The sequence below is a fragment of the Bartonella sp. HY761 genome, from assembly GCF_026743145.1.
Taxonomy (GTDB): domain Bacteria; phylum Pseudomonadota; class Alphaproteobacteria; order Rhizobiales; family Rhizobiaceae; genus HY038.
The window spans coordinates 2,747,125-2,769,804 of the sequence record NZ_CP104887.1; the positions used below are offsets into that span (position 1 = coordinate 2,747,125).

Annotated in this window: 14 protein-coding genes; 9 read left to right on the forward strand and 5 right to left on the reverse strand. The window is 39.3% G+C overall.

All coding sequences use genetic code 11. The features are described from left to right. Nucleotides 1-69 precede the first annotated feature (69 nt). A complete protein-coding gene (locus N6A79_RS11900; protein WP_268546106.1) occupies nt 70-627 on the reverse strand; it encodes a hypothetical protein in 558 nt (185 codons plus the stop codon). Between the two features lie 512 nt (nt 628-1,139). On the opposite strand from N6A79_RS11900, the gene N6A79_RS11905 reads away from it, so the two are divergent. After that, nucleotides 1,140-1,457: a hypothetical protein gene (locus tag N6A79_RS11905; RefSeq protein WP_268546107.1), complete on the forward strand. Its 318-nt coding sequence runs from the start codon at nt 1,140-1,142 to the stop codon at nt 1,455-1,457. A 209-nt stretch (nt 1,458-1,666) separates the two neighbouring features. Here the strand turns inward: N6A79_RS11905 and N6A79_RS11910 are convergent, their stop codons facing one another. Continuing rightward, nucleotides 1,667-3,307: a hypothetical protein gene (locus N6A79_RS11910; RefSeq protein WP_268546108.1), complete on the reverse strand. Its 1,641-nt coding sequence runs from the start codon at nt 3,305-3,307 to the stop codon at nt 1,667-1,669. Nucleotides 3,308-4,151: 844 nt separating this feature from the next. On the opposite strand from N6A79_RS11910, the gene N6A79_RS11915 reads away from it, so the two are divergent. From N6A79_RS11915 to N6A79_RS11925, 3 genes are all read left to right on the forward strand, one after another. After that, the gene (locus N6A79_RS11915; protein ID WP_268546109.1) at nt 4,152-4,493 is read left to right on the forward strand and encodes a hypothetical protein; all 342 of its coding nucleotides are present in this window, start codon (nt 4,152-4,154) and stop codon (nt 4,491-4,493) included. A gap of 347 nt (nt 4,494-4,840) precedes the next feature. Then, the gene (gene hisC, locus N6A79_RS11920) at nt 4,841-5,956 is read left to right on the forward strand and encodes a histidinol-phosphate transaminase (RefSeq protein WP_268546110.1); all 1,116 of its coding nucleotides are present in this window, start codon (nt 4,841-4,843) and stop codon (nt 5,954-5,956) included. 4 nt (nt 5,957-5,960) lie between these two features. Then, a complete protein-coding gene (locus N6A79_RS11925; protein ID WP_268546111.1) occupies nt 5,961-6,905 on the forward strand; it encodes a prephenate/arogenate dehydrogenase family protein in 945 nt (314 codons plus the stop codon). A gap of 289 nt (nt 6,906-7,194) precedes the next feature. Here the strand turns inward: N6A79_RS11925 and N6A79_RS11930 are convergent, their stop codons facing one another. Continuing rightward, complete coding sequence (locus N6A79_RS11930; RefSeq protein WP_268546112.1) at nt 7,195-8,745, reverse strand: YifB family Mg chelatase-like AAA ATPase; 1,551 nt, start codon at nt 8,743-8,745, stop codon at nt 7,195-7,197. A 93-nt stretch (nt 8,746-8,838) separates the two neighbouring features. Then, the gene (locus tag N6A79_RS11935; RefSeq protein ID WP_262098119.1) at nt 8,839-9,168 is read right to left on the reverse strand and encodes a hypothetical protein; all 330 of its coding nucleotides are present in this window, start codon (nt 9,166-9,168) and stop codon (nt 8,839-8,841) included. A gap of 536 nt (nt 9,169-9,704) precedes the next feature. Between N6A79_RS11935 and N6A79_RS11940 the strand changes: the two genes are divergently transcribed. From N6A79_RS11940 to N6A79_RS11960, 5 genes are all read left to right on the forward strand, one after another. Continuing rightward, on the forward strand, nt 9,705-11,672 hold the full coding sequence (locus N6A79_RS11940) for an autotransporter assembly complex protein TamA (RefSeq protein ID WP_442784234.1): 1,968 nt from the start codon (nt 9,705-9,707) through the stop codon (nt 11,670-11,672). A 202-nt stretch (nt 11,673-11,874) separates the two neighbouring features. Further along, a complete protein-coding gene (locus tag N6A79_RS11945) occupies nt 11,875-16,587 on the forward strand; it encodes a translocation/assembly module TamB domain-containing protein (protein ID WP_268546113.1) in 4,713 nt (1,570 codons plus the stop codon). Nucleotides 16,588-17,079: 492 nt separating this feature from the next. After that, nucleotides 17,080-17,979 carry a J domain-containing protein gene (locus N6A79_RS11950; protein ID WP_268546114.1) on the forward strand — a complete coding sequence of 300 codons (900 nt, stop codon included), beginning with the start codon at nt 17,080-17,082 and terminating at the stop codon, nt 17,977-17,979. A 430-nt stretch (nt 17,980-18,409) separates the two neighbouring features. Beyond that, nucleotides 18,410-19,948, forward strand: a complete 1,539-nt coding sequence (locus N6A79_RS11955) for a hypothetical protein (RefSeq protein WP_268546115.1) — start codon at nt 18,410-18,412, stop codon at nt 19,946-19,948. 959 nt (nt 19,949-20,907) lie between these two features. Next, the gene (locus N6A79_RS11960; RefSeq protein WP_268546118.1) at nt 20,908-21,648 is read left to right on the forward strand and encodes a hypothetical protein; all 741 of its coding nucleotides are present in this window, start codon (nt 20,908-20,910) and stop codon (nt 21,646-21,648) included. 288 nt (nt 21,649-21,936) lie between these two features. Here N6A79_RS11960 and N6A79_RS11965 read toward each other — a convergent pair whose 3' ends face one another. Beyond that, on the reverse strand, nt 21,937-22,437 hold the full coding sequence (locus N6A79_RS11965; RefSeq protein WP_182417855.1) for a YbjN domain-containing protein: 501 nt from the start codon (nt 22,435-22,437) through the stop codon (nt 21,937-21,939). Between the last annotated feature and the right edge of the window lie 243 nt (nt 22,438-22,680).

Below are 22,680 nucleotides of genomic sequence, written 5' to 3' on the forward strand. Positions count from 1 at the left end.
TTAATATCAACAACTTTAGCAATAGTGCGTATTACCTATGGATAAGATAAATTATTTTCTTTAGTTTTATCAACGCCCAGTATTGCCACGTTTCATACGAATTCTTTGGGTCAGTTCTGCGAGAATTATTTTGCGGTTTTTGTCGCCATAACTGCCTAATGCGCGACCAACATCACCACAATTATTATCTTTTGCATCCTCATCACCTTCTGTTTTAGTGATAACATTATCACTATTAAATGTTACTCTTAAAAAGCATATTTTGGTGACATCTGTGGTACGGGTTTTTGTTACGTAATTTGCCGTTTGACCGATACCATTAGCATTTGGCACCCATTCAATTTCAGTATAGGTTTCATCTTCTTCACCGACATAAAGATTAGACCATGAATAGGTTGTTTGACCATCCTTTTTCACCGTATTTTTAGGCGTACCAGTTATCGCAATAAGCTCGCTTACGGGCTTACCTTCAAAATATCGTAAAACCATATAAGGCTGAAGAGATGTGAAGGGGAAACCTTGCAGATGCATATCCAAAATTTTAAAATCATCTGAAATTGTGCGACAAGAAGATAAAAATGGCAATAAAAGCAAGATAAAAGCTAGCTTTGAAAATGACCGTTTCATGAATACACCCCGTAAAAATCTCTATTTTCATCAATATTAGTGAAATAAAATATTATTTAAATTCGAGCTACGACAGATTTTTAATAATGCAACTTGTAAATATCCGTTATAAATTTGACTAAATTAATAGTTTTCCTTTAATTATACAAGAATACTTAATCAAAAATGGAAATAACAATAAAAATATATTACTTTAATAAAATGAAGATAAATTTAAGCAACATAATGAAAAAATTTCTAGGATCTTTTTCTTTTGTTTTTTCAGTATATTATTTTGTACGCCCTTAAGTGCGGATGAAAACAAGCCGCCATTTTCATTTCTTGATGGAATAACTTATTCAAAGCAACCAACAGCAATTTACACTTGCCCTTCAATAAGTTGCAAAAAAGTAATAGAATTATATGAAAATTGCCAATTTGATTATTATGAGCCTACTGGAAACGGCGATTATGGCGAATGGCTACGCATCAGGGGGTTTATTTGCATAGCTAATAACTCAATTATACAGTCAATGGATGTTGATGGTTATATTTTAGATAGTCACACTGCGCAGCAAATCGGAAGTTTTTATCTATCGTTAAACACTAAGCGTGATTATGAGTTTAAGTTACTTATATGCGAAAGTGCCTATTGCCACGTTTTTGATTCAAAAAAACGAAATATTAAAGATGAATTAGCAAATGATAAATGTAAAATTTATGTCAATTATGCAACTGAAGTCACAAAACAAACGGGTTGGCTATTTATTGACAATGAAAATTCCAACTGCAAATTAAAGCTATCTGAATCTAACATTGTCGCAATCCAAATTTTCAAAAACAAAAAATGAGTTTGAGCCAAACAATATAAATGATCGCTGCGGTCCATTGAAATATCGTGATGGATATGGTGCAGTACGAAAATAATTAATCAAATACGATAGCTAATTTAATTTACAATTGCTGACAAACTTAATGTACAAAAAATCCTCGATCATAATTGAATATGATCGAGGACAATTGGTTAAGCTTAATACTAATTTAATAATATCAACAATGATTAAACTGTAATGACGTTAACGCCAGCCTGAACAAAAACATCTTCATTATAAGAATTATGATAGATGTTATAAGCAATACCAGTATCTTGGTCGACTACATTTGCACCTGACAAGGTCCAAAGATGATCAAAAGCAACGGTATCATTTGCGTCACCATTGATATGCAATGTTGCATTATCATAGCCATTGGATGCAAGTGAACTATGAATAGCAAGCGTATTCGCATTTTTACCGGTTAGGCTAATAAAATCAATGGCACTTTCATTAGCTGATGTGAAGATATCACTTAATCGACCTGCGGCACCCCAAGTATCAAGATTAATACCCATATGGATTTGATCGCTTGAATTATCAGAGTTGTAGTCATTGACGATTTTTGTCAACCAATCAATCTGGTTAAGACCATGAGCGCGATCGATACTAACATTAATCTGTTCAAGGCCAGTTAAACCCAAACCATTGTTTTGAGCAACGCCAGTCATCCAATTTTTATAACGGGCACTAAATTCGCAATAATTATTAGCATGCAAGTTTAAAACGTCATAACCAGCACCAGCATCAATAGTTAATGCATATTTGCCAACGCTTGCATCAATGGAAATAGTATCATTGCCATCGCCGGTATGAAGATAGCTAGTGTTGCGTGCTCCAGATGTAACGCTGCCATTGATGAAAATCTGGTCGTCACCGTCGCCAGTTGTAATACGATTATCGCCGCTTGCAGCTCTTAGCGCCTTATCAATAGTGATGGTGTCGTTACCGGCACCAGTATCAATGATGTTATCACCAGAAATCGCCTTTAAGCCGCCTTTGATCCAAATTTTATCATGGCCTTCACCGGTCAAAATTTCATTGGTGCGATAGCTTACAACATCATTATTTACTGTAAGATTAGTAGTACCATCTGTCTTGATAGAATTGTAACCATTGCCAGCAGCAAAGATATTACCAATGGTAATGTCGTGATTACCAAAACCAAGGTGAATATTATTTGTGCCATCGCTATACATAGCATTTTTGATGTTAAGTACAGTATCGCCACTAACTGTTGTAATGTCGCTTTGCCCTAAATAATAGGCACCCAATTGTGTACCGATTGTAATGCTATGCGAACCAACGCCAAGATTAATTGAGTTTGCACCACCACCATAAGCGTTAACATCATAACGGAATGTAAGATTCTTTTCGCCGTCACCAAGATCAATGGAGTTGATACCACGGTTATGAGCTCTCATGGCATGCGTAAATGCAAGGCTATCAAGGCCTTCTTGTGTTACGATCTTATTTTGACCGCCATTGGCTGAAGTTACATAACCAAAAGTCAAATTGTGACGATCACCTGATTGACCACCAAGATCAATTACATTTTCTGCACCGCAATTAGCGTCTAAACCTTCATTCACGGCAATATTCTTATTACCGCTCCCGCCTTTGATGGTATTTTTACCATAGCCGTTCATACGGCGACCAATCCAAAGACTATCATTACCATCATTTAATTGAATTTCAGTCGCTGAAAAGCGGGCTGAATTCATGTCATATTTGACATTGATATAATCATCATCATTTGTGCCAAAAAGGAAGGCTGTTCCACCGTTACTTTTCAACCAATTGCTAACTAAACTGACACCCCGAGCCATTTAATAATCCTCTCAAATTTGCAGGAAGTTGCATCTTCACTTTTATGCAACCATACCGATTTATAAGTAATAATCAAAAAAATCAACATTGAATTGTATATTTTCATAGTATTTTTTTATAGGGTATAACATTTTTTTTAATTAAAATTTTTTATATTATTATATTATTATTTTATTAAATATAAAATGGACTAGGAAAAATATATCATTTCTTTAAATTGGTTTCGTTTGAACAAAGTCGCTTCAATATTGGGATTCACTCTAATTAATTTATTTCTTCAATTAATTCCCAACCCTCAAATTAAAACATATTAACTCAGCCGCAAGACAAAGAGATTTTTGCGAAAACTTGAAAAATATAAATTGGAAGGCACACAGGAAATATGAAAATTTCCTTTATCTAGAAAGAGCGAGAAATTGCTTCAATTTGCCTCTCATTGATTTTTGAGATTTGCAAAATGCATTCATTAAGCCGACACCTATTTGCGAGCTTTAAACTATATTAAATTATCACAAAGTGAATAAATATATTATTTCTTAAAAAATATTTATGATTCATATATTAATATATATAAATATAATTCTTTAAATTTTTATTATTTTTTTGTAATTTTGTTTTTTTAAAATAAAATATTTAAACTTACGAAAGTTTATAGTATAAATCATTGGATAATTATTTTTTCATGCATTTGATACACTCATTATTTTGTTATAAATTTTAATAAAAAGTGAATTACAAGTTTTATATCATAAATTTAAAAATATTTGAGTTTCAAATTATACAAACTTCTTTTAAATAATAACAATTAAAGCTGCCCTAAGTTTGAGGAAGATTGGAGATCATATGACACATAATGTAGCAGCCGTTTGGCAACCATCTGATATGATAATCATGTTCTTGGCGTTACTTGTTTTTTTCTCTTGCTTTGGTTTTGCTCTTTGGAAAGCATCAACTAGTGGTCGGTCAACGACTTATTGGCAAATGGTTTTATGTATCGCGCTTATAGGCGTTGCAATCACCAGTACGGCAGCTATGACGCAAGATCTTTGGGATAATGGCGTGATTGCAGGTACCATAATGTTGGCAACAGCCATGTTAATGACCTTGGGCGGCGCTTTGCATGGTGGTATTCGCGCCTATGTCAATAATCGCCTTCAACAAAGGTTGATAGGCCATTTTCATTGAGTAAAGTTATAAAAGGAATTATTGGTTTTTGGAATTCCTCTGATGGTTTTGTTGAATTTTGGGGCTTTACTCATTATATAGAAGCCGATTTTGTATCGGCTTCCTAAAAATTTATATTCAAATTATCATTAATCATTATTAAAAAATATTTTTTATTATAGCTTTTAAATTGTTTTTATCTTTATGTTTAAACATATGGGTGCTCACCCATGATATATCTTCCACGCTCCCCTGATTATACAACTTTCATAAATATTAAATGTGGCATTTTCTTTGCTATTTTTTTTCAGCTGTTATAAAAGACAGGCTAGATTTTATTTTATCATTCTTTGAGCGGGTATTTAGCCATGACATCTGATGCGATAGCCAACCGTCCACAACCTCGAAAAGGTATCATGGACATTGCTGCCTATGTTCCTGGTAGCTCAAAGGGAAATAGCGCTCAAACGCCAGATAAAATCTATAAATTATCGTCCAATGAAACACCTTTAGGGGCGCCCCAGAGTGCTTTGGATGCTTATCGCCAAGCTGCAGGGCATCTTGAACTTTATCCAGATGGGCAAGCTATTATTTTAAGAGATGCTATTGCCGATATTTTTGGCTTAAACGCCAATAACATCATGACTGGCAATGGTTCTGATGAATTATTGACACTTTTGGCGCAAACCTATCTTGGTGCTGGCGACGAAGGTATTATGACGGAACATGGTTTTAGCGTTTATGATATCCAGATGCGCGCCGCAGGTGCAAAGGTTGTTGTTGCGGCTGAAAAAGATTGCAAGATTGATGTTGATGCAATTATTAATTGTGTCAGTGATAAGACTAAAATTGTGTTTATTGCCAATCCTGGTAATCCGACCGGAACCTATTTAAACGCGATTGAAATTCGTGAACTACATGCAAGACTTCCCAAACATGTTCTTTTAGTGCTTGATGGAGCCTATGCAGAATATGTCAGCCAAGAAGATTATGAGGCTGGAATTGAACTTGTCGCCAATAATGACAATGTTGTCATGACCCGAACATTTTCCAAAATTTATGGGCTTGCCGCACTGCGCATCGGTTGGATGTATGCGCCAACCCATATTATTGATGCAATAGATCGCGTTCGTGGACCTTTTAATGTTAATACACCTGCGCAAAAGGCAGGTGCGGCTGCTATTCGTGACCGCGAATTTATCCATAAATCAGTTGCATTTAACAGCCAATGGCGCGAATGGCTCACCAACGAATTAACCGCGCTTGGTTTAAAAATAACGCCATCGGTCACAAATTTTCTTTTGATCCATTTTCCTGCTGACCGAGAAAAATCAGCGGCATTTGCTGATGATTATCTTAAAGCCAATGGTTATATTTTGCGCCGCGTTACGGGATACGGATTTCCCAACGCGTTGCGCCTTTCCATTGGATCCGAGGAATCAAATCGTGGCGTAGTCGCCGCTCTTAAAGAATTTTTGAAGTAGTACAATGTCTAAAATTAAATTTGAAAAAATTGCCCTGATCGGTATCGGCTTGATCGGCTCGTCGCTTGCACGAGTGATTAAACAAAACAACTTAGCAAATCATGTTGCGATTGCAACACGGAGCCCCGACACGCTTAAACGGGCTGAAGAATTGCAGCTTGGCGATAGCTATTCAACCCAAAATAGTGATGTCGTCAAAGATGCGGATCTCATTATTGTCAGTGTGCCAGTGGGCGCATCGGGGGCGGTTGCCCGTGACATCGCACCATATTTAAAAGCCGGGGCGATAGTAACAGATGTTGGCTCAACCAAGGCATCTGTTATCGCGCAAATGCAACCAGAATTACCTGATAATATTGATTTTATTCCCGGTCATCCTATTGCAGGGACCGAGTTTTCTGGCCCTGATGCTGGTTTTCCTGAGCTATTTGTCAATCGTTGGTGTATCTTAACCCCACTTGCTCATAGCAATGAAGACGCAATTAAAAAGCTGAGTGATTTTTGGCAGGCATGTGGTTCTAAAGTGGACCGCATGGATCCTGCGCACCATGATCTGGTTCTTGCTATCGTTTCACATTTGCCGCACATCATTGCTTATAATATTGTCGGTACTGCGAGCGATCTGGAAAAGGTTACCAATTCTGAAGTTATCGCTTATTCGGCTTCTGGTTTTCGCGATTTCACACGTCTTGCATCTTCTGATCCAACCATGTGGCGAGATGTTTGTTTGCATAATCGTGATGCCATATTGGAAATGTTAGGGCGTTTTTCAGAAGATTTAGCCTCATTGCAACGAGCAATTCGTTGGGGTGATGGCGATGCACTTTTTGACTTGTTTACCCGTACACGTGCCGTAAGACGCGGTATTATTGAAGCAGGTCAAGAAATTGATGCACCCGATTTTGGCCGCCATAATGCTATAAAACCAACAGACACAGCGGCAGAATAATTTTTACATTGCAAGGTGGCAAAACAATTTTTGGTTGTCACCTTGAAGTTTCACGACTTTTAAGAGAGCGTTTAAAAGCGTTTTGGGCTGAAATCATGCACGCAATTTACGAGAGACATTATTTAAATCAAGCATTATTTTGATAATGAAAACACACCCTTTTTATCTTTGCCTTTATCAAAAACCTATAATGATATTTTTCTATCACGACAATAAATCATGCTAGAATCAAGATTGGAATGCTTTTTCATTTTTTTAGAAAGATTGCAATAAATCAAAATATTAAACTTTAAGCTGCCTTAGAAAACCTTTCATTGCCAATGCGGTAGGATAAGGCTTCTGCCAAATGTTTACGGCTTAATTTTTCACTATTGTCAAGATCAGCAATAGTACGTGCAACCTTTAAAACGCGGTGATAAGCGCGTGCTGAAAGGCGTTTTTTTTCCGCCATATCATGCAGCAATGCTTGCCCACCATTATTGAGTAGAGCAATTTTTTCAATAATTGCCGCCGGACAATCGCCATTGGTGCGAATATCATTTAGTCCCATGGCTTGAAAGCGTCTTATCTGTATCAATCTTGCGTTAGCCACGCGTGCAGCAACCTTTTCGCTTGGCTCAGGGGTCGCTGGCCTCATCAAATCACGAGCAGAGAGTGCAGGAACTTCAATACGAAGGTCAATGCGATCAAGGAGTGGCCCAGAAATGCGGGCTTGGTAATCGCTTTCACAACGGGGGCCACGCGCGCAAACATGACCTGGTTCTCCGGCCATACCACAACGACAAGGGTTCATTGCTGCGATTAATTGAAAATTTGCAGGATAGCTAATATGATGATTAGCACGGGCTATAACACTTTCACCACTTTCCAAAGGCTGGCGCAATGAATCAAGTACTTGTGGTGAAAATTCCGGAAATTCATCCAAGAATAGCACCCCATTATGAGCAAGAGAAACTTCACCAGGCTTTGCTTTAAGGCCGCCGCCGATCATTGCGGCCATGGACGCTGAATGGTGTGGCGCGCGAAAGGGGCGCTGCATAGATAAAGAATTGGCCGTATTATCACCTTGTATTTGCGTACCTCCTGAGATTGATGCAATCATCGATACATCCAAAAATTCTCTTGCATCAAGTACTGGTAAAATTGAAGGCATGCGCGCTGCAAGCATTGATTTTCCTGATCCTGGTGGACCAATAAATAAAAGATTATGCCGCCCAGCCGCCGCAACCTCCAAGGCGCGTTTTGCAACTTCTTGTCCTTTAATATCTGCAAGGTCTGGCATTGCATGTTGTTTGGTTATCGCTTGAATTTGCGGGCGCACTAATATTTGTGCGCCTTTAAAATGATTGGCAAGTTGTAAAAGATGTTTAGGACTTAAAATATCAAGCTCATCAGATGCCCAAGCCGCTTCTGCGCCGCAATCATGGGGGCAAATTAACCCACGCCCCATCCCCACCGCGAACATGGCTGCGGGTAAAGCACCACTAACAGGCGCGATACTACCATCAAGGAATAGTTCGCCGAGGGCAATATAACGCTCGCTAATGTCTTTTGGTAAAACCCCCATGCTTATCATTAAGCCAATGGCGATCGGTAAATCATAATGGGAGCCTTCTTTTGGCAAGTCTGCAGGAGCAAGATTAACCGTTACACGCTTTACCGGCATAGAAAGACCACTGGCATGTAAAGCTGCCTGAATACGCTCCCGGCTTTCTGCCACCGCCTTATCAGCAAGACCAACAATAGACATACCCATTTTACCGGGGGCTATCATAACCTGTACATCAACAGGCAAAGCATCAATGCCGCGAAAGGCAACGGTAGTAATCCGTGCAACCATAATTATCCCCCGATAATATGTTTAATAGCAATGCAGTAGCAATAGAAACAGCAATTCCGGAATTGAACAAAGGAGCGCAATATCCCCTTTATTTTACATTAGCGCAGCATGTATTTCCCAGTAACCCTTGCTTGGCATTGTTGCAACCAGTTTGCGCCCGTCTTTCATAACACAAGTAAATGTTGTGTCTTTTAAACCTACAGTCAAGCCTTTTACGGCGACACCAACAAAACCAGTCATGACAGCAGTTCCAAGCCCCGTTGAATTTTCAGTCATTGGAGCGATGCTTTCAATATCTTCTAGCTTAATTGTTTTTCTTATTTTTGAGCCAGCAGGGGCTAAGTGCAGTTCATTAGATGAAAAGTCACCGTATTTACCTTTTTCAAAATCACCACCCAAAATCTTAATTTGGTAAACAGCCATTTAAAATCCTCATATATTTAAAAACCAAAAGACGCGATATGGATATTGCTAATCTCAGTATAACCGTTAATTCTGCGCAGCTATTATTGGCAGCATAGAATTATTCCCCTGTTTAAGTCTGGAGCGCATTTATTTTGCACAGTTACAACAAACCTAATCCTTAGCCAGCAAATCATATAATGCCATAAAAATCAAGAACAATAAGAGAACAAATACATTTGATAGCCAATTTTAAGATAATGGCTTGAATAAGTCTTAGAAAAATGTGGATGACGTTGAGTAATTCAAGGATTATTGCAAGGTTTTGCGGTGGCTAGTCATTAAACAGCCTAATTGTAACGCGATTTAACCTCTTGTAGCATTTTTTTTGTATAAAAATGTTGCACATGTGCCATGTTTAACCATTCTTTGACAAAGATGTTGGACATTATAGAAAGTCAGCTTTTGTCTTGGGCGGCAACATGCTATGAAAAAAGTTGCACTATGGTTATATATACTTTGGTGTTTTATTAAGAAATTGGGTTAAAAAACAAGCAATGCAAATACTAAAAACGCATCATAAACTGCGTCTTACCGCTTCAGCACTAACATTGCTGATGGGGCTTTCATTTGCTTGCATAGTACCGGTTGAGGCGCAAGCTTTTGATCTTTTTGGTATCCATTTATGGGGTAAAAAAGAAGTCAAAGTTGACCCTGATATGATTGGAACGCCCAAATATTATGAAGTTGAAGTAAAATCAGCTCCTGGCTCCCCTGAAGAGGGAGAATCAACCGCTAAAGATGCCTCATCCTTGGTTGCCGAAGAAGATAAGGCGGCATCAGGCTCTGCAGGTCTTTTGGCGCGAGCAAAGGGTGATTACAATAAAATTCTTGCAGCACTTTATGCAGAAGGCCGTTATGGCGGCGTTATTTCAATTACCATTGACGGTAAAGAAGCATCAGACTTTCCAATTGATGCTGAATTTCCAGACCATACCAAAATTGTTATTACGGTTGATAGTGGGCCAGAATACAAGTTTTCGCGCGCTGCAGTGCATGAATTAGCGCCGCCTACTAATGATCCAAAAGACAAGGTTCCCTTACCAGTAGATCAAGGTTATGGAGTTGGTGATGTTGCAAAATCGGGTACTGTTTTTAAAGCAGAAGCCCTAGCGGTAGAAGGTTGGCGTCAGCAAGGTTATGCTAAAGCGAAAGTTACCAATCGCGAAGTTGTTGCCGATCACGCCAATAATACTATTGATGCTGTCATTGATGTTGACCAAGGACGACTTGCGCATTTGGGCCCGTTGACGGTTAGTAATATTTCCAAACGCGCGCGTATGGATTCGGCCTTTGTGGCTTGGATGACAGGTTTAAAAGAGGGACAAGAATATGACCCCGATGACATTAAAAAAGCGAATAAGCGTTTAGCACGCTTAGAAGTTTTCCGCGCCGCTAATGTGCGCGAAGCTGATGAAATTGAAGCCGATGGAAGTTTGCCGTTAAACCTTGTACTTGATGAGCGTCCGCCACGCCGTTATGGTGTTGGTGCCAATTATTCAACCCTTGATGGTGCTGGTTTTGAAGCCTATTGGATGCATCGCAACTTGTTCGGCCGTGCCGAGCGCTTGCGTTTTGATGCGAAAATTAGCGGTATTGGTGGTAGCCAAAGCGATTCTTATAATCCGCAAAATTATAGTTATTTGCTAGGTACAACCTTTACAAAGCCGGGTGTCTTTACACCAGATACAGATTTTATAACCAGCCTTAAAGGTGAACGTGAGGTAGTTGATAATTATACCGCCACTGGTATTTATCTACAAACGGGCTTCACCCATATGTTTAATGATGAATTATCTGGCCGTATTTACGCAAATGCTGCACGCATTCGGTCAAAAGATGATTATTATGGGGCGCGTAATTTTACCACAATGGGTCTATTGGGTGGTTTACTTTATGATAACCGCAATGACAAGACCGACCCAAGCAGTGGTTTTTATGGCGAAGTTGTATTAGAGCCAGTTTATGAAGCTGAATATGGTAATTTTATTGGCAAAGGCACGGTTGAAGGGCGCACTTATTACGCGCTTGATAAACGTAATCGCTATGTTTTAGCAGGGCGTGTCAAAGTTGGATCCATTGTTGGACCTGATGCTTCGCAAATTCCATCAAACATGTTGTTCTTTGCTGGTGGTGGCGGCTCGGTGCGTGGTTACGGTTATCGCAATATTGGTGTCAAAAAAGAAACGGGTGATATTGTCGGTGGTCGCTCATTGGTCGAAGGTTCGCTTGAAGCGCGCGGCATGATTACCGAAAGTCTTGGACTTGTCGGCTTTGTTGATGCTGGTGTTGTTGGTGAAAATTCCTATCCTGATTTTGATGAAAATACCAAAATTGGTGCAGGTGTTGGCGTAAGATATAAGACAGGGCTTGGTCCTTTGAGGTTTGATGTTGCTATGCCGACAAAACGCGAAAGCGGTGACCCCAAGCTTGGTTTTTATATTGGTATTGGACAAGCTTTTTAATAAAAGTTTCTTAATATAAGTGTGTTAATATAGCTATTAAATTTAATAACACAAAGTTCATGCGGCATTTAAACTGCAAAGACACTCAAATTTAAGTGTTTAATAAGGCTTTTAACGAAGTAAAATATTTTCAAACGTAAAGATGGTTAGTATTTTTACTTTTTGAGAGTGACGCTTTAAAATAAATGGATATGCTCAAGTGATGAAACAGGCAAATTATACATATTTTAAATTAGCAAGAATGATTGCTATTTTTGTCATGAGTATTTTTGTGATGAGCATGTCGAGCTTAGGCAACGCCATTGCCCAAAATGCGACAGATGGACAAAATACAACGGATAGTCAAAAGGCAGACGAAGATAAATCTTGGTTTTTGACCTTTGTCGAGCAGCAATTATCCACCCCTAACCGCAAAATCGTTATTTCAGATATTAGTGGTGCTTTGTCTTCAACTGCGTCAATTGGCTCAATCACGATTGCTGACCGCCAAGGCGTTTGGCTTAAAATTTCAAAAGCTGAGCTCGACTGGAATCGTTTGGCGCTCTTGCGTGGGCGCATTTCTGTTAACAGTCTTAAAGCCCAAAAAATTGATGTTTATCGCAAACCCCTACCCGATACAACGCCAACCATACCTGATCCAGAAGCAAAGGGATTTTCGTTACCAGAACTGCCGGTTTCGGTTGAAGTTGGCGCATTAACTGCTAATGAATTAATGCTAGGTAAAGACCTTTTTGGCTTGCAAGCAACGGTTTCTCTTGATGGTAGCGTTAATCTTGCAGGTGGTGAATTAAGCTCTAAATTTGCGATTAAGCGCCTTGATGGACAGGGCGGCTTTACACTGATTGCTGATTATTCCAATAAGACTGGCGGCGTAAAAATCGATCTCGATTTAAATGAACCGCAAAATGGTATTGCAGCTAATTTATTAAATATTGAAGGCCGCCCTGCATTAATTATGAGCGTTAAGGGCGATGGTACCATTGATGATCTTGATGTTAAAATCTCTATGGATGCAGCAGGTCAATCAGTTGTTAATGGTAATGTGAGCCTTAAAAAAGATGAAAAAGGACGTAATATTGGCGTCAAATTGAATGGCCCCATCGCTATATTAATGCCGCAACAATATCGCCCATTTTTTGGTAGCGAGACAGCTTTGGCCGTTGATGCATCAACCCTTGATGCCGGTGGATTTATCCTGCATTCAATGACAATTGATGGCAAAGCCATCAAGGTTGCTGCCACTGCGCAAACAGCAAGTGATGGTTTTTTGCGCCACCTCAATGTTAATGCCCAATTAGCAGCCGAAAATGGTGGCGCATTGATTTTGCCAGTTTCTGGCGGTCAAACAACCATACAAAATATGGCGTTTAATATTGATTATGGTAGCCCAAATACTGATAATTGGAGTGGCAAGCTAGTTATTAATAAGCTGGCAACAACGGGTTTTACCGCTGGTGATGTGACCATTAACTTAGGTGGACTTGCACAAAATCTTGATATGCCCGCAAGCCGCCATGTTACAGTTTTAGCCCAAGGTGGTCTTAATCATATAGGTCTTTCTTCAAGTGATGCCAGTAATGCTTTGGGTGATAAAATTGCCCTTGATGTCAACCTTGATATCAAACCACAAACCCCGATTATCATTAATAAGTTTGATGTAAGTGCAAACGGCTTTCTCCTCTTTTTAAAAGGTGAAGTTGATCGTTTGGTCTTTCGCGGTGACATTGGTTTAAAGGCACAAAGCCTTGCGCCATTTTCAGGTCTTGCAGGTCGTAATCTTGCAGGCTCTAGCGATCTTACCATGAGTGGTAATATTGAGCTTGCAACCGGTGCTGCCAATATTATTTTAAATGGTAAGGCAAGCGGCATTAAAACTGGTGTTGAAATTGCTGACCGCATTTTGGCAAGCGAAGTAATTCTATCTGGCGGCATTGGCCGTGATAGCTATGGTCTTCATGCTCGTGAATTAAAAATTGCCAATAAGGATGTCAGCATTTCTGCAAATGGTGATTTGGGAAGCTCCTCTGCTTTAATGGATTTTGGCATAAGCTTAAGTAATCTTCAACTTATCAACCCGCAAATTAAAGGTGGGGTTGATGTTCGTGCAGCTTTACGCGGCCATAATTCTTTCTTGACTATTGGCGCTACGACCACCATCAAAAATGCTGTATTGCAAGGGCGTAAACTTGAAAATTTTAATCTTGCATTCAACGGTATTTTAGATAGCACAAGCCAGTTGAAAAGCAATTTTTCAGGTTTCTCCCTTGCTAATGGTCGCTTTGACAATCAGCCTCTTGCGTTAGATGCAGCTTTTCAACAAGCGCCACAAGGTTTTGCATTGGATAGTTTAAATGTAACTCTTGGTAAAACCAGTCTTAGCGGTTCGTTGATTCATAATCTTAATGGGCTTATTGATGGAAAATTCCATTTGGATAGTCCTGATATTGGACCATTGGTAGCTCTTGGCTTAATGAACGGTAAAGGGCAAGCCTTAGCTGATATTGGCCTTAATGGCGAAAATGGCAAACAAAATGCCTCTTTAATTGCCAATGCAAAAAATATCGATGTTGCAGGCAATAAGCTTGGTAATCTTGATGCCAAGGTTCATGTCATTGATCTTTTTGGTGTTCCGCAAGCTGAAGGTAGCTTAAACGGTACAAAGATTATTGCAGGTTCTGTCAAAATTAATGAAGTTAATTTTGTTAGTACGGTTGAAAATGGTGCGTCGCATTTTTCAACAACGGCCAAACTTGAAAACAATACTAATATTGATGTAGGCGGTGCGTTAAAACCACTTGATAATGATGGTTGGCAATTAACCCTTGGTCAGGCGCAAGTGCGGCAAAATGCAATGGATGTCAAATTGTTGCAACCTGCCACTATTTCATTAGCCGGAAGCGGCGCTATTACCATTGACCAATTATTATTGGCCGTTGCCGGCGGTAAAATTGCAGTAAGCGGTACAGTGCATGATACCATGAATATGGCGGTTGACATTAATGCGCTGCCTTTATCGGTTGCCAACATGGTTATGCCAGAGCTTGCCGCACGCGGTGTTATTAATGGTAAGGCGCAAATTAGTGGACCAAAAGCTAAACCCAATGTTGTTTTTAGCCTCAAAGGTGATGATTTAACTGCAGAGCCAGCAATTAAATATGGCTTACCAGCCTTAACATTAACTGCTGATGGTAATACGAATGGTGATGTTTTAAGCATTGCAACACGTATTGTTGGTGGCGGCTTAGATGTTGGTGCTAAAGGCAATATTGATATTGCTAAACAAGGGCTTGATGTTGATGTAGCATTAACTCAATTGCCGATTGCCCTTGCCAATAGCATTGTCAAAGGGCAAAATCTTGCAGGGCAAGTGGTAGGTAACGCCCATATTGGCGGAACCTTCAAAAACCCGCAAGCCAGTTTTAATGCGCAAGCAACAGGCATATCGACCACAGTATTAAAAGATAATGGTCTTGCACCTATTGGTGTAAAATTGCAGGGAAGTTTTGACAATAATATTGCAACCATTGGTGCGTTAGAAGTTAATGGCCCTTCAAACTTGAAAATAAATGCAAGCGGTACAGTGCCAGTATCGGGCAATGGTCTTGATTTAAAAATCAATGGTAATGCACCCTTGGCACTTGCCAATCGGTTCCTTGCTAAGCGCGGCGCTCAGCTTTCAGGTGCGTTAAATGTTCATGCAACCGTTGCGGGTAGTTTTACCAAACCGGAGCTTGGCGGCGGTTTTGAAGTCGCAAATGGTCAATTTTTAGATCCAGAAACAAATGCTCGTTTCACACAAATTGCACTTTCTGGTAATTTGAGTGGCGAAACCGTAACCATATCTAATATTTCGGCTCGCTCAGCAAGTGGCGGCGGAATGAGTGGCGGCGGCACAATTTCTATCAATGTTGCTCAAGGCATGCCGGCTGATATTACCATTAATCTCAATCACTTACGCTATAATGACAATAATATGGTGGTGGTGACAGTTAATGGTCATGTAACTGCCAAAGGTCCATTAATGAGCGATGTTGAAATTGGCGGTGATGTATTGATTGAAAAGGCAGAAATTCGCGTGCCTGATAGTTTTGGTGGTGCAGCACAAATTGACGTCCAACATAAGCACATGACCAAGCCAATTGAAACCACTTTAGAACGTGCTGGCATTGAAACTAAGCCGCAAACAAAGACTGAAAAAGCTGCAAATACCCGTGTTAATGGGCCAAAACTTAATCTAATGATACGTGCCCCTAACCAGATTTTTGTACGCGGTCGCGGTCTTGATACTGAGCTTGGTGGGACTTTGCGCCTTGTTGGGCCGGTAAGTGATATTCGCCCTGTCGGTGGCTTTAACATGATCCGCGGTCGCTTGGAAATTCTAACACAGCGTTTGACCTTTGAAGAAGGCCAAGTGACGATGAGCGGTAACTTTAACCCAGACATCAACTTTGTTGCTAACACGCAAAGCGATGATACCACTGTTACGGTTACGGTGAAGGGTACGCCAAGCGATCTTGACATTAGCTTTACCTCACAGCCTGAATTGCCACAAGATGAAGTGTTGGCACGGCTAATCTTCAATCGCTCAATCAGTGAATTATCACCCTTCCAGATTGCCCAGCTTGCGGCTGCCGCAGCAGAGCTTGCCGGCCTTACGAATAATTCCTTGATGGGTAGTTTACGCTCTGCCACCGGCCTTGATGATCTTGACGTTGTTACCGATGCTAAGGGGAATACTGGCGTACGAGCTGGGCGTTATATCAGGGATAATATCTATCTTGGTGTGGAAGCAGGTTCTGGCGGCGATACCAAAGGAACAATTAATCTTGATATTACCAAAAACTTAAAAGCGAAAGGCGCGGTTGGGTCTGATGCCAATTCAAGCGTTGGTGTCTTTTACGAAAAAGATTATTAATCTTTTATATTGTGATTTAACGACATTTTTTAGATTACATATAAAGCGCTGATTATTAAAGTCAGCGCTTTATTTTTTACAATTTAATATTGCAGAAAATATCGATTTCAAAATCTATTTGACTTTATTTTTTGCTCACTAGACGCATAAATGATAAAAATACATAAAAATTTAAAAATTATATAGTTAGCACTCGCAAAAACCAACATTGCTGCATATATATTATGCAAATCATAGTATCGCATATTTAATTGTTCTTTAGACTTGATATTTACCCAATTATAGTAATTCATGCCATGCGGGGAAATTTTATAGTTCATGCCTTATCTCTGCGCGTTGATAACTAGAAACGCTGCAAAAGCTATGATAGGTAGAGGAACGTTTAAAAGTGCGATTGTCAATTAATTGCTTTAAATTTATTTTATGAGCATTGGCAGGTTTTAGAATTTAATGATGTGGCCTGCTTGATGCCGCCACGAGAAAGAGGACAATATGCGCGATCCCTATACGGTTTTAGGCGTTGCACGTTCGGCAAAACCGGAAGAGATTAAATCGGCTTTTCGTAAATTAGCCAAGAAATTCCATCCTGATCATAATAAGGATGATAAGAATTCTCAGACACGGTTTTCCGAAATTAGTCAGGCCTATGAAATTTTAGGTGACAAGGAAAAACGTGGTCAGTTTGACCGCGGTGAGATTGATGGTGAAGGTAAGCCAACCTATCAAGGTTTTCAAGGGACAGGCGGCGGTAGTCCTTTTGGAGATTTTGGCGGCAGTAGACGCACATCAGGCTTTAGTACTAGCGGTTTTGACGCTGATGATTCGTTTTTCAGCGAAATATTTGGTCGTGGTGCATCATCCCCCTTTGGCGGCGGGGCTCATCGTGCTCAACCAAAGCGTAAAGGCGATGATATTAATGCATCAATTTCAATTAGCCTTGAACAGGCCGTTGGCGCTGATAAGGTTGAAGCAATATTTCCTAATGGTAAAAACCTCAAAATAAAATTGCCGGAATTTGTAGAAGACGGTCAAGTTATTCGCTTAAAAGGTCAAGGCGAGGCTATGCCAAGTGGAACCAATGGTGATGCCTTGATTACCATTCATTTTAAAAAGCATCCCAAATTCAGGCTTGAAGGTCGTGAGATACACCTTGATTTGCCGGTAGCTTTAAAAAATGCAGTGCTTGGTGCTAAGGAAGAAGTAGAAACCCTTGATGGCCGTGTTGCCGTCTCAGTTCCTGCATGGTCAAGTTCTGATCGTGTACTGCGTTTAAAAGGCAAGGGCTTGCCATTAAAAACAGGCGGCCGCGCTGACTTTTACGTTCATGTGCGCATTATGCTGCCACAAGAAAAAGATGAAGCGCTAATTGAATTTTTAAATAATAATAACTGATGGATTAAGCCTTTACCGCTGAATGAAATCTGTATTGATAATAGATTAAATGGCTCGTTTTTACGGGCCATTTTTATTTTAGTCTTTGAAAAAATGGGCCCAATTTTGCTAAAAAATGCATAAATTAAAGACTGTAGTGCAGGCAGACCCGTGTTTTAGGTTGGTGTAACCTCATTAAGAACGGTGAAACAATCAATTAAATCAATTTTAGCTCGTATTTTCGCTTGTTTAAAAAAAAGGCTTGCAGTATAAAACCTAACTGTAATAGTCTAGTTTTATACTGCATTGTCTTGTCTGCCAAAAAATAGCTTTTGTAAAAGTCTAAAGGCTTAGTCTTGATTACTCCCCAACGGTTTTGACGCAAAATGCGGTAAAAATTTATGAGAGCATAGCACGTTAATTTGGACGATATGCTTCACATGGAGCTTAAATGGGCGTTGTCATTAATTTTTTTGATTACTATAAAAAGCCAGATATACCATTAGAAGCAACGGCACTGCTTGACATTGGACGCTTTGAACGTCCTTCAATCTATGAATTTTTAAGGTCCTTACCACAAGGGGCAAGTTTTGAAGGGGTAGAACTACCTGATTCATTTGCCTTTAATGCTGGTTCCTACCAAGATAGCGCAATTATTGATAAGCAAACCTTAGAAGGCTATTTACAGCAAGAAGCCATGGGCATATTGCCTTTTATGCGCCGCGCCGCCCAGCATCCTGATGCTCACAATCTTAACGAATTTTACAACCGTTTGACAATTGATATTCATAGTCATGATATGCTGTTCCTACTGGTTGATCTTGTCAATGAAGATGATTCAATCGGTATTGACGAATTACGCAGTTTAAGCCTTTGGTTGATTAAAGCCAGTCCTGATCGTCTTGGCGTTTGCGCAGGCCTATTATTGCTTGGTCTTGCCGAGCCAAAATCATGTGATAAAGAATTTTTAATGCTGCTTGGCAGCCATGAAGCTTTTACGCTTTTTGCCTTTATTGTGTTGATGGAAATCCATCCAAATGAACAGCATGACTATATTGCATGGGAATTGGCACGTAAAACTCATGGCAAGGGACGCCTATTCATTATGGACCGCCTTGTGGGAACCAATAATAATGAAATCCGCCATTGGTTATTATGTGAGGGCTATAAAACTGCATGTTCGCAGCCAATATGCGCGTTAAAATGTGCGACCAAATGTGGGCTCGTTCATGCGCTGGAAGCGTTTGAACCTGATGATAAATTGCTGTTGGCAGCGGCTGGAATTTTGGCAGTGCTTATGCGGCCTGATGAAGATGGTGATTATCTTATAGCCTTTTTCATTCAAGGTACGAAGGCACTTTCTCTATTATTGGACAGTGCGGCTGATGCGGCTATCAAGGATGTCACACTGTTTAAAAATTTGCTCTGCATAAAATCCTTGCTAGAGGAGGAGCATCAAGAAAAATGGCAAAATCTGGAGCGCCTTGGTTGGTCTTTGGAGTTTCGCCAAAAAACAATCTTAGCGATTAACCATATGGCGCGGCGGCAAGGTTGGAAAGCACAAATTTTACGTAAATTGCAATTTGGTGATGACTTAGAGTTTGTAAGCGCTGCTGAAGCCGCACCTTTTATGTATATAGATGCTTGGCCTTATTATTTTGAACGCCAGCGCACCATACCGCAAATGAACTATTGGTCCATTCTTTTTGATACCGATAATGATCAATTTTTTGATGCGGCACTTTTATTAGCCGAAAACCAAATTTTACTTCCATGGCTCAACCAAGAAAACTTGATTGAAAGCCCAGAATGGTCGCCCTTTATATGTGATTTATTGAAAACTGTATTAGAAAAACTTCATCAGTTCCCAAGACGCGGCGAAAAATGGTTAGATCTTGCTTTAATGGCACCCGATAGGCTTTGCCACAACCTTGCAGTGAATATCTTGGCAAAGTGGAAAAACCTAAGCGTTGATACACAAAAATATTGAACCTTAACACATAATTTGATGTAAATATATACAACGCAATATAGGGCAATACAATTTTAATGAAATTAGACATTCTATGATTGTTTTAATGAAACAAGTAACCAATATGCATCAAGGTGCCGATTATATTTTTAGTTATTACGATTTTATAATCTGTTTATTATAAATTTTGGCTCTATAGTTGATTTTAAAACTGAAACTAAGAAAATATATTGGCAATGCCTAACTCGATCGAATATTTTTTATGCGAAGAAGATAGCAAAAAGAAGCTTTTCGCGATGAATGGTCTTACTGAACGCTTTGATATTTATGACGATGGATCAAACGGCATTTTGGTTTGCGATGCCCCTTCAAATTATGATTTGCAAAATTTAAGGCCCGAAACATTTTATGAAATTGATTTTTTCCACCCAAGAGGCAATGATAGACATAGGCTTTATATTGAATCCTTTGAAAAAATAGGAAACAAATTATTTATAAGCTGCAATATGCGAGCTTTTGGAATGTTCACCCTGTTGCGTCAAGTTATAGCTTGCCCATTGAGCGACCGTGGCTTAATATGATTGGCAAACGCAAAAAGCTTTATACGGCGACTTGCCTTTTTTATAGCGGTATACCAAAAAGAGTTGCAAAAAAGTCAGTAACGATAGAGGAAAAATATATTACTGATTATTATTCATTTTTTTTGCGAAATTGGTTACGGTTTTGCTGGGCGTCTGGGCTATATGGGGCGTTGCTTAGATGGATTAGTTGATTGCTTTTGCGAATGTAAAGGTTACTCTGAAGTTAGCCTAACTTGGCATGATTTTGAAACTGCAAAATATTCAATAGAAAATAATTACCCCTATCAAATGGATCGACATGAAATAGTTGATAAAATCGTCGATGCATTATCCTCTCATATGACTTTAATTTTAAAATAGGCATTTTGCCAAAAATTTAAGATAAAATTGGTTGCCATGCAAAAATTTATTCTATGTGATTATGAAACAGAAGCTCCACTGTTTGAAATGCAAAATTTTATTGAATGCTTCGATATATTTGCCAATAATTTTGAATTTACGTTCTCCTGCGATTATCCCGATCAATCGTGTTTAAGCCGTTTAAAAAATGGACAAAAATATCTCATTAAAGTCTATGGTTATCAAAAGGAGATTTTCATTGATATTTACATTTTTAGCTTTGAAAAATTTTTCAACAATCTGGTCATCAATATAAATCTTATTGAAGCAGAAGAATATCAACCCGTACCAACTAAACCTTATCAATTTGGCGTTTTCGCCCTCATCGACGCATTTTCTACCAATGAAGACCACAGACCATGGTTTGGTCTTATTGGCGATAAAAAGCAGCTTTATATTGCTGCTAGCCTTTGTATAACGGGTGTCCAAACAACACCAATCAAAAATCAAATTATTCTTGAAGGTAAATATATCACTGATTATTTCGCATTTTATTGCGAACTTGGTTATGCCTTATGGGGTAAGTTTGGCTACATGGGAGGCTGTCTAAATAGCTTTGAAGAATGCTTGCAAGCCCTTAAAAAAAACAAAAAAATTGAATTAATCTGGAAAGATTTTGCACTTTGCCAGCATTCAATGGCAAATTATGCGGACCACCAAACACCTTATGATGGAGTTGAACTTGCCGATATTGCGGCAAATTATCTGTCGGATTATTTCGATGTAACTTTTGATTAATACAGTTTCCATCTATCTAACGTCGCAGCTTTTGGTAAAGATTATTATTCCAACCGCAATAATACACTATCCAACCTAGATGAAGCCATTTTAGAACAAATACAATATGGGCAAGTTATCTTATCAAGAATAAGCAATTATTTAAAATTTTCTTCAATAACTGCATTTCAAAAACAAAACGTAAATCACCATAAAATGCTTTTACAAGTGCACATAACCAATAGCCCCATGCTAAAATCTCAATAAAATAATATCCAATAGAGATAAAACACTAAACTATTAATATGCTTAAGCATTGCCAATTGTTTCAAACATTGCATGGCGCAGCGCGACTTGTGCATCCATCCCATCGCGAGCAACACTCTCACAAGCGACAAAATGTTCTTCACATGCATCAAGCGCTGTCATTAAAAGCATCTTCACCTGTGCATCATTGGGATGTAACCCGCCGCTTAACAACAGCGTTTGCCGAAACATAACGGCACGATCTTCTGTCCAATAATCAAAATGACCAACTAGCATTTTTTCATTGATAATCGACAAAAGATCAATCATTTCACTGCGACGCGATGCGTCAACATTTAAGGTAAAAGAGCAAGCAAGATGCAAGGCTTCAAAGTCTTCCATCCATGAAAATGAAACATAATATTCGGCTTTGCTGCCAGTTATGCAAACAGCAATTTCATCTTCGGCTGTGCGCTCGAAAGACCAGTCATGCCCATATGCAATCTGTTCAATCACATCAACTGGATGTGCCTCACGCTCTTTGGCGTCATGAACAAGTCTCATTTCTTTTCCTATCATTCCAAAAATCAGCATTTTAAATGCAAGATCGATATTTAAACTCTTTTGCTTTTTAAAAGAGCAATGCTAGCGTTCAAAACCACGCGCAAAGCCATTAAAAAGCAGAATAATAACTTTGCGCGACAAGACAAAGCCTGCGCACGACAAAAGTAATTATTTTTTGACGCAAAAACACAATGACTATGAAATTAGGCGAACGACAAACAAACCACCATATTTTCATACGCT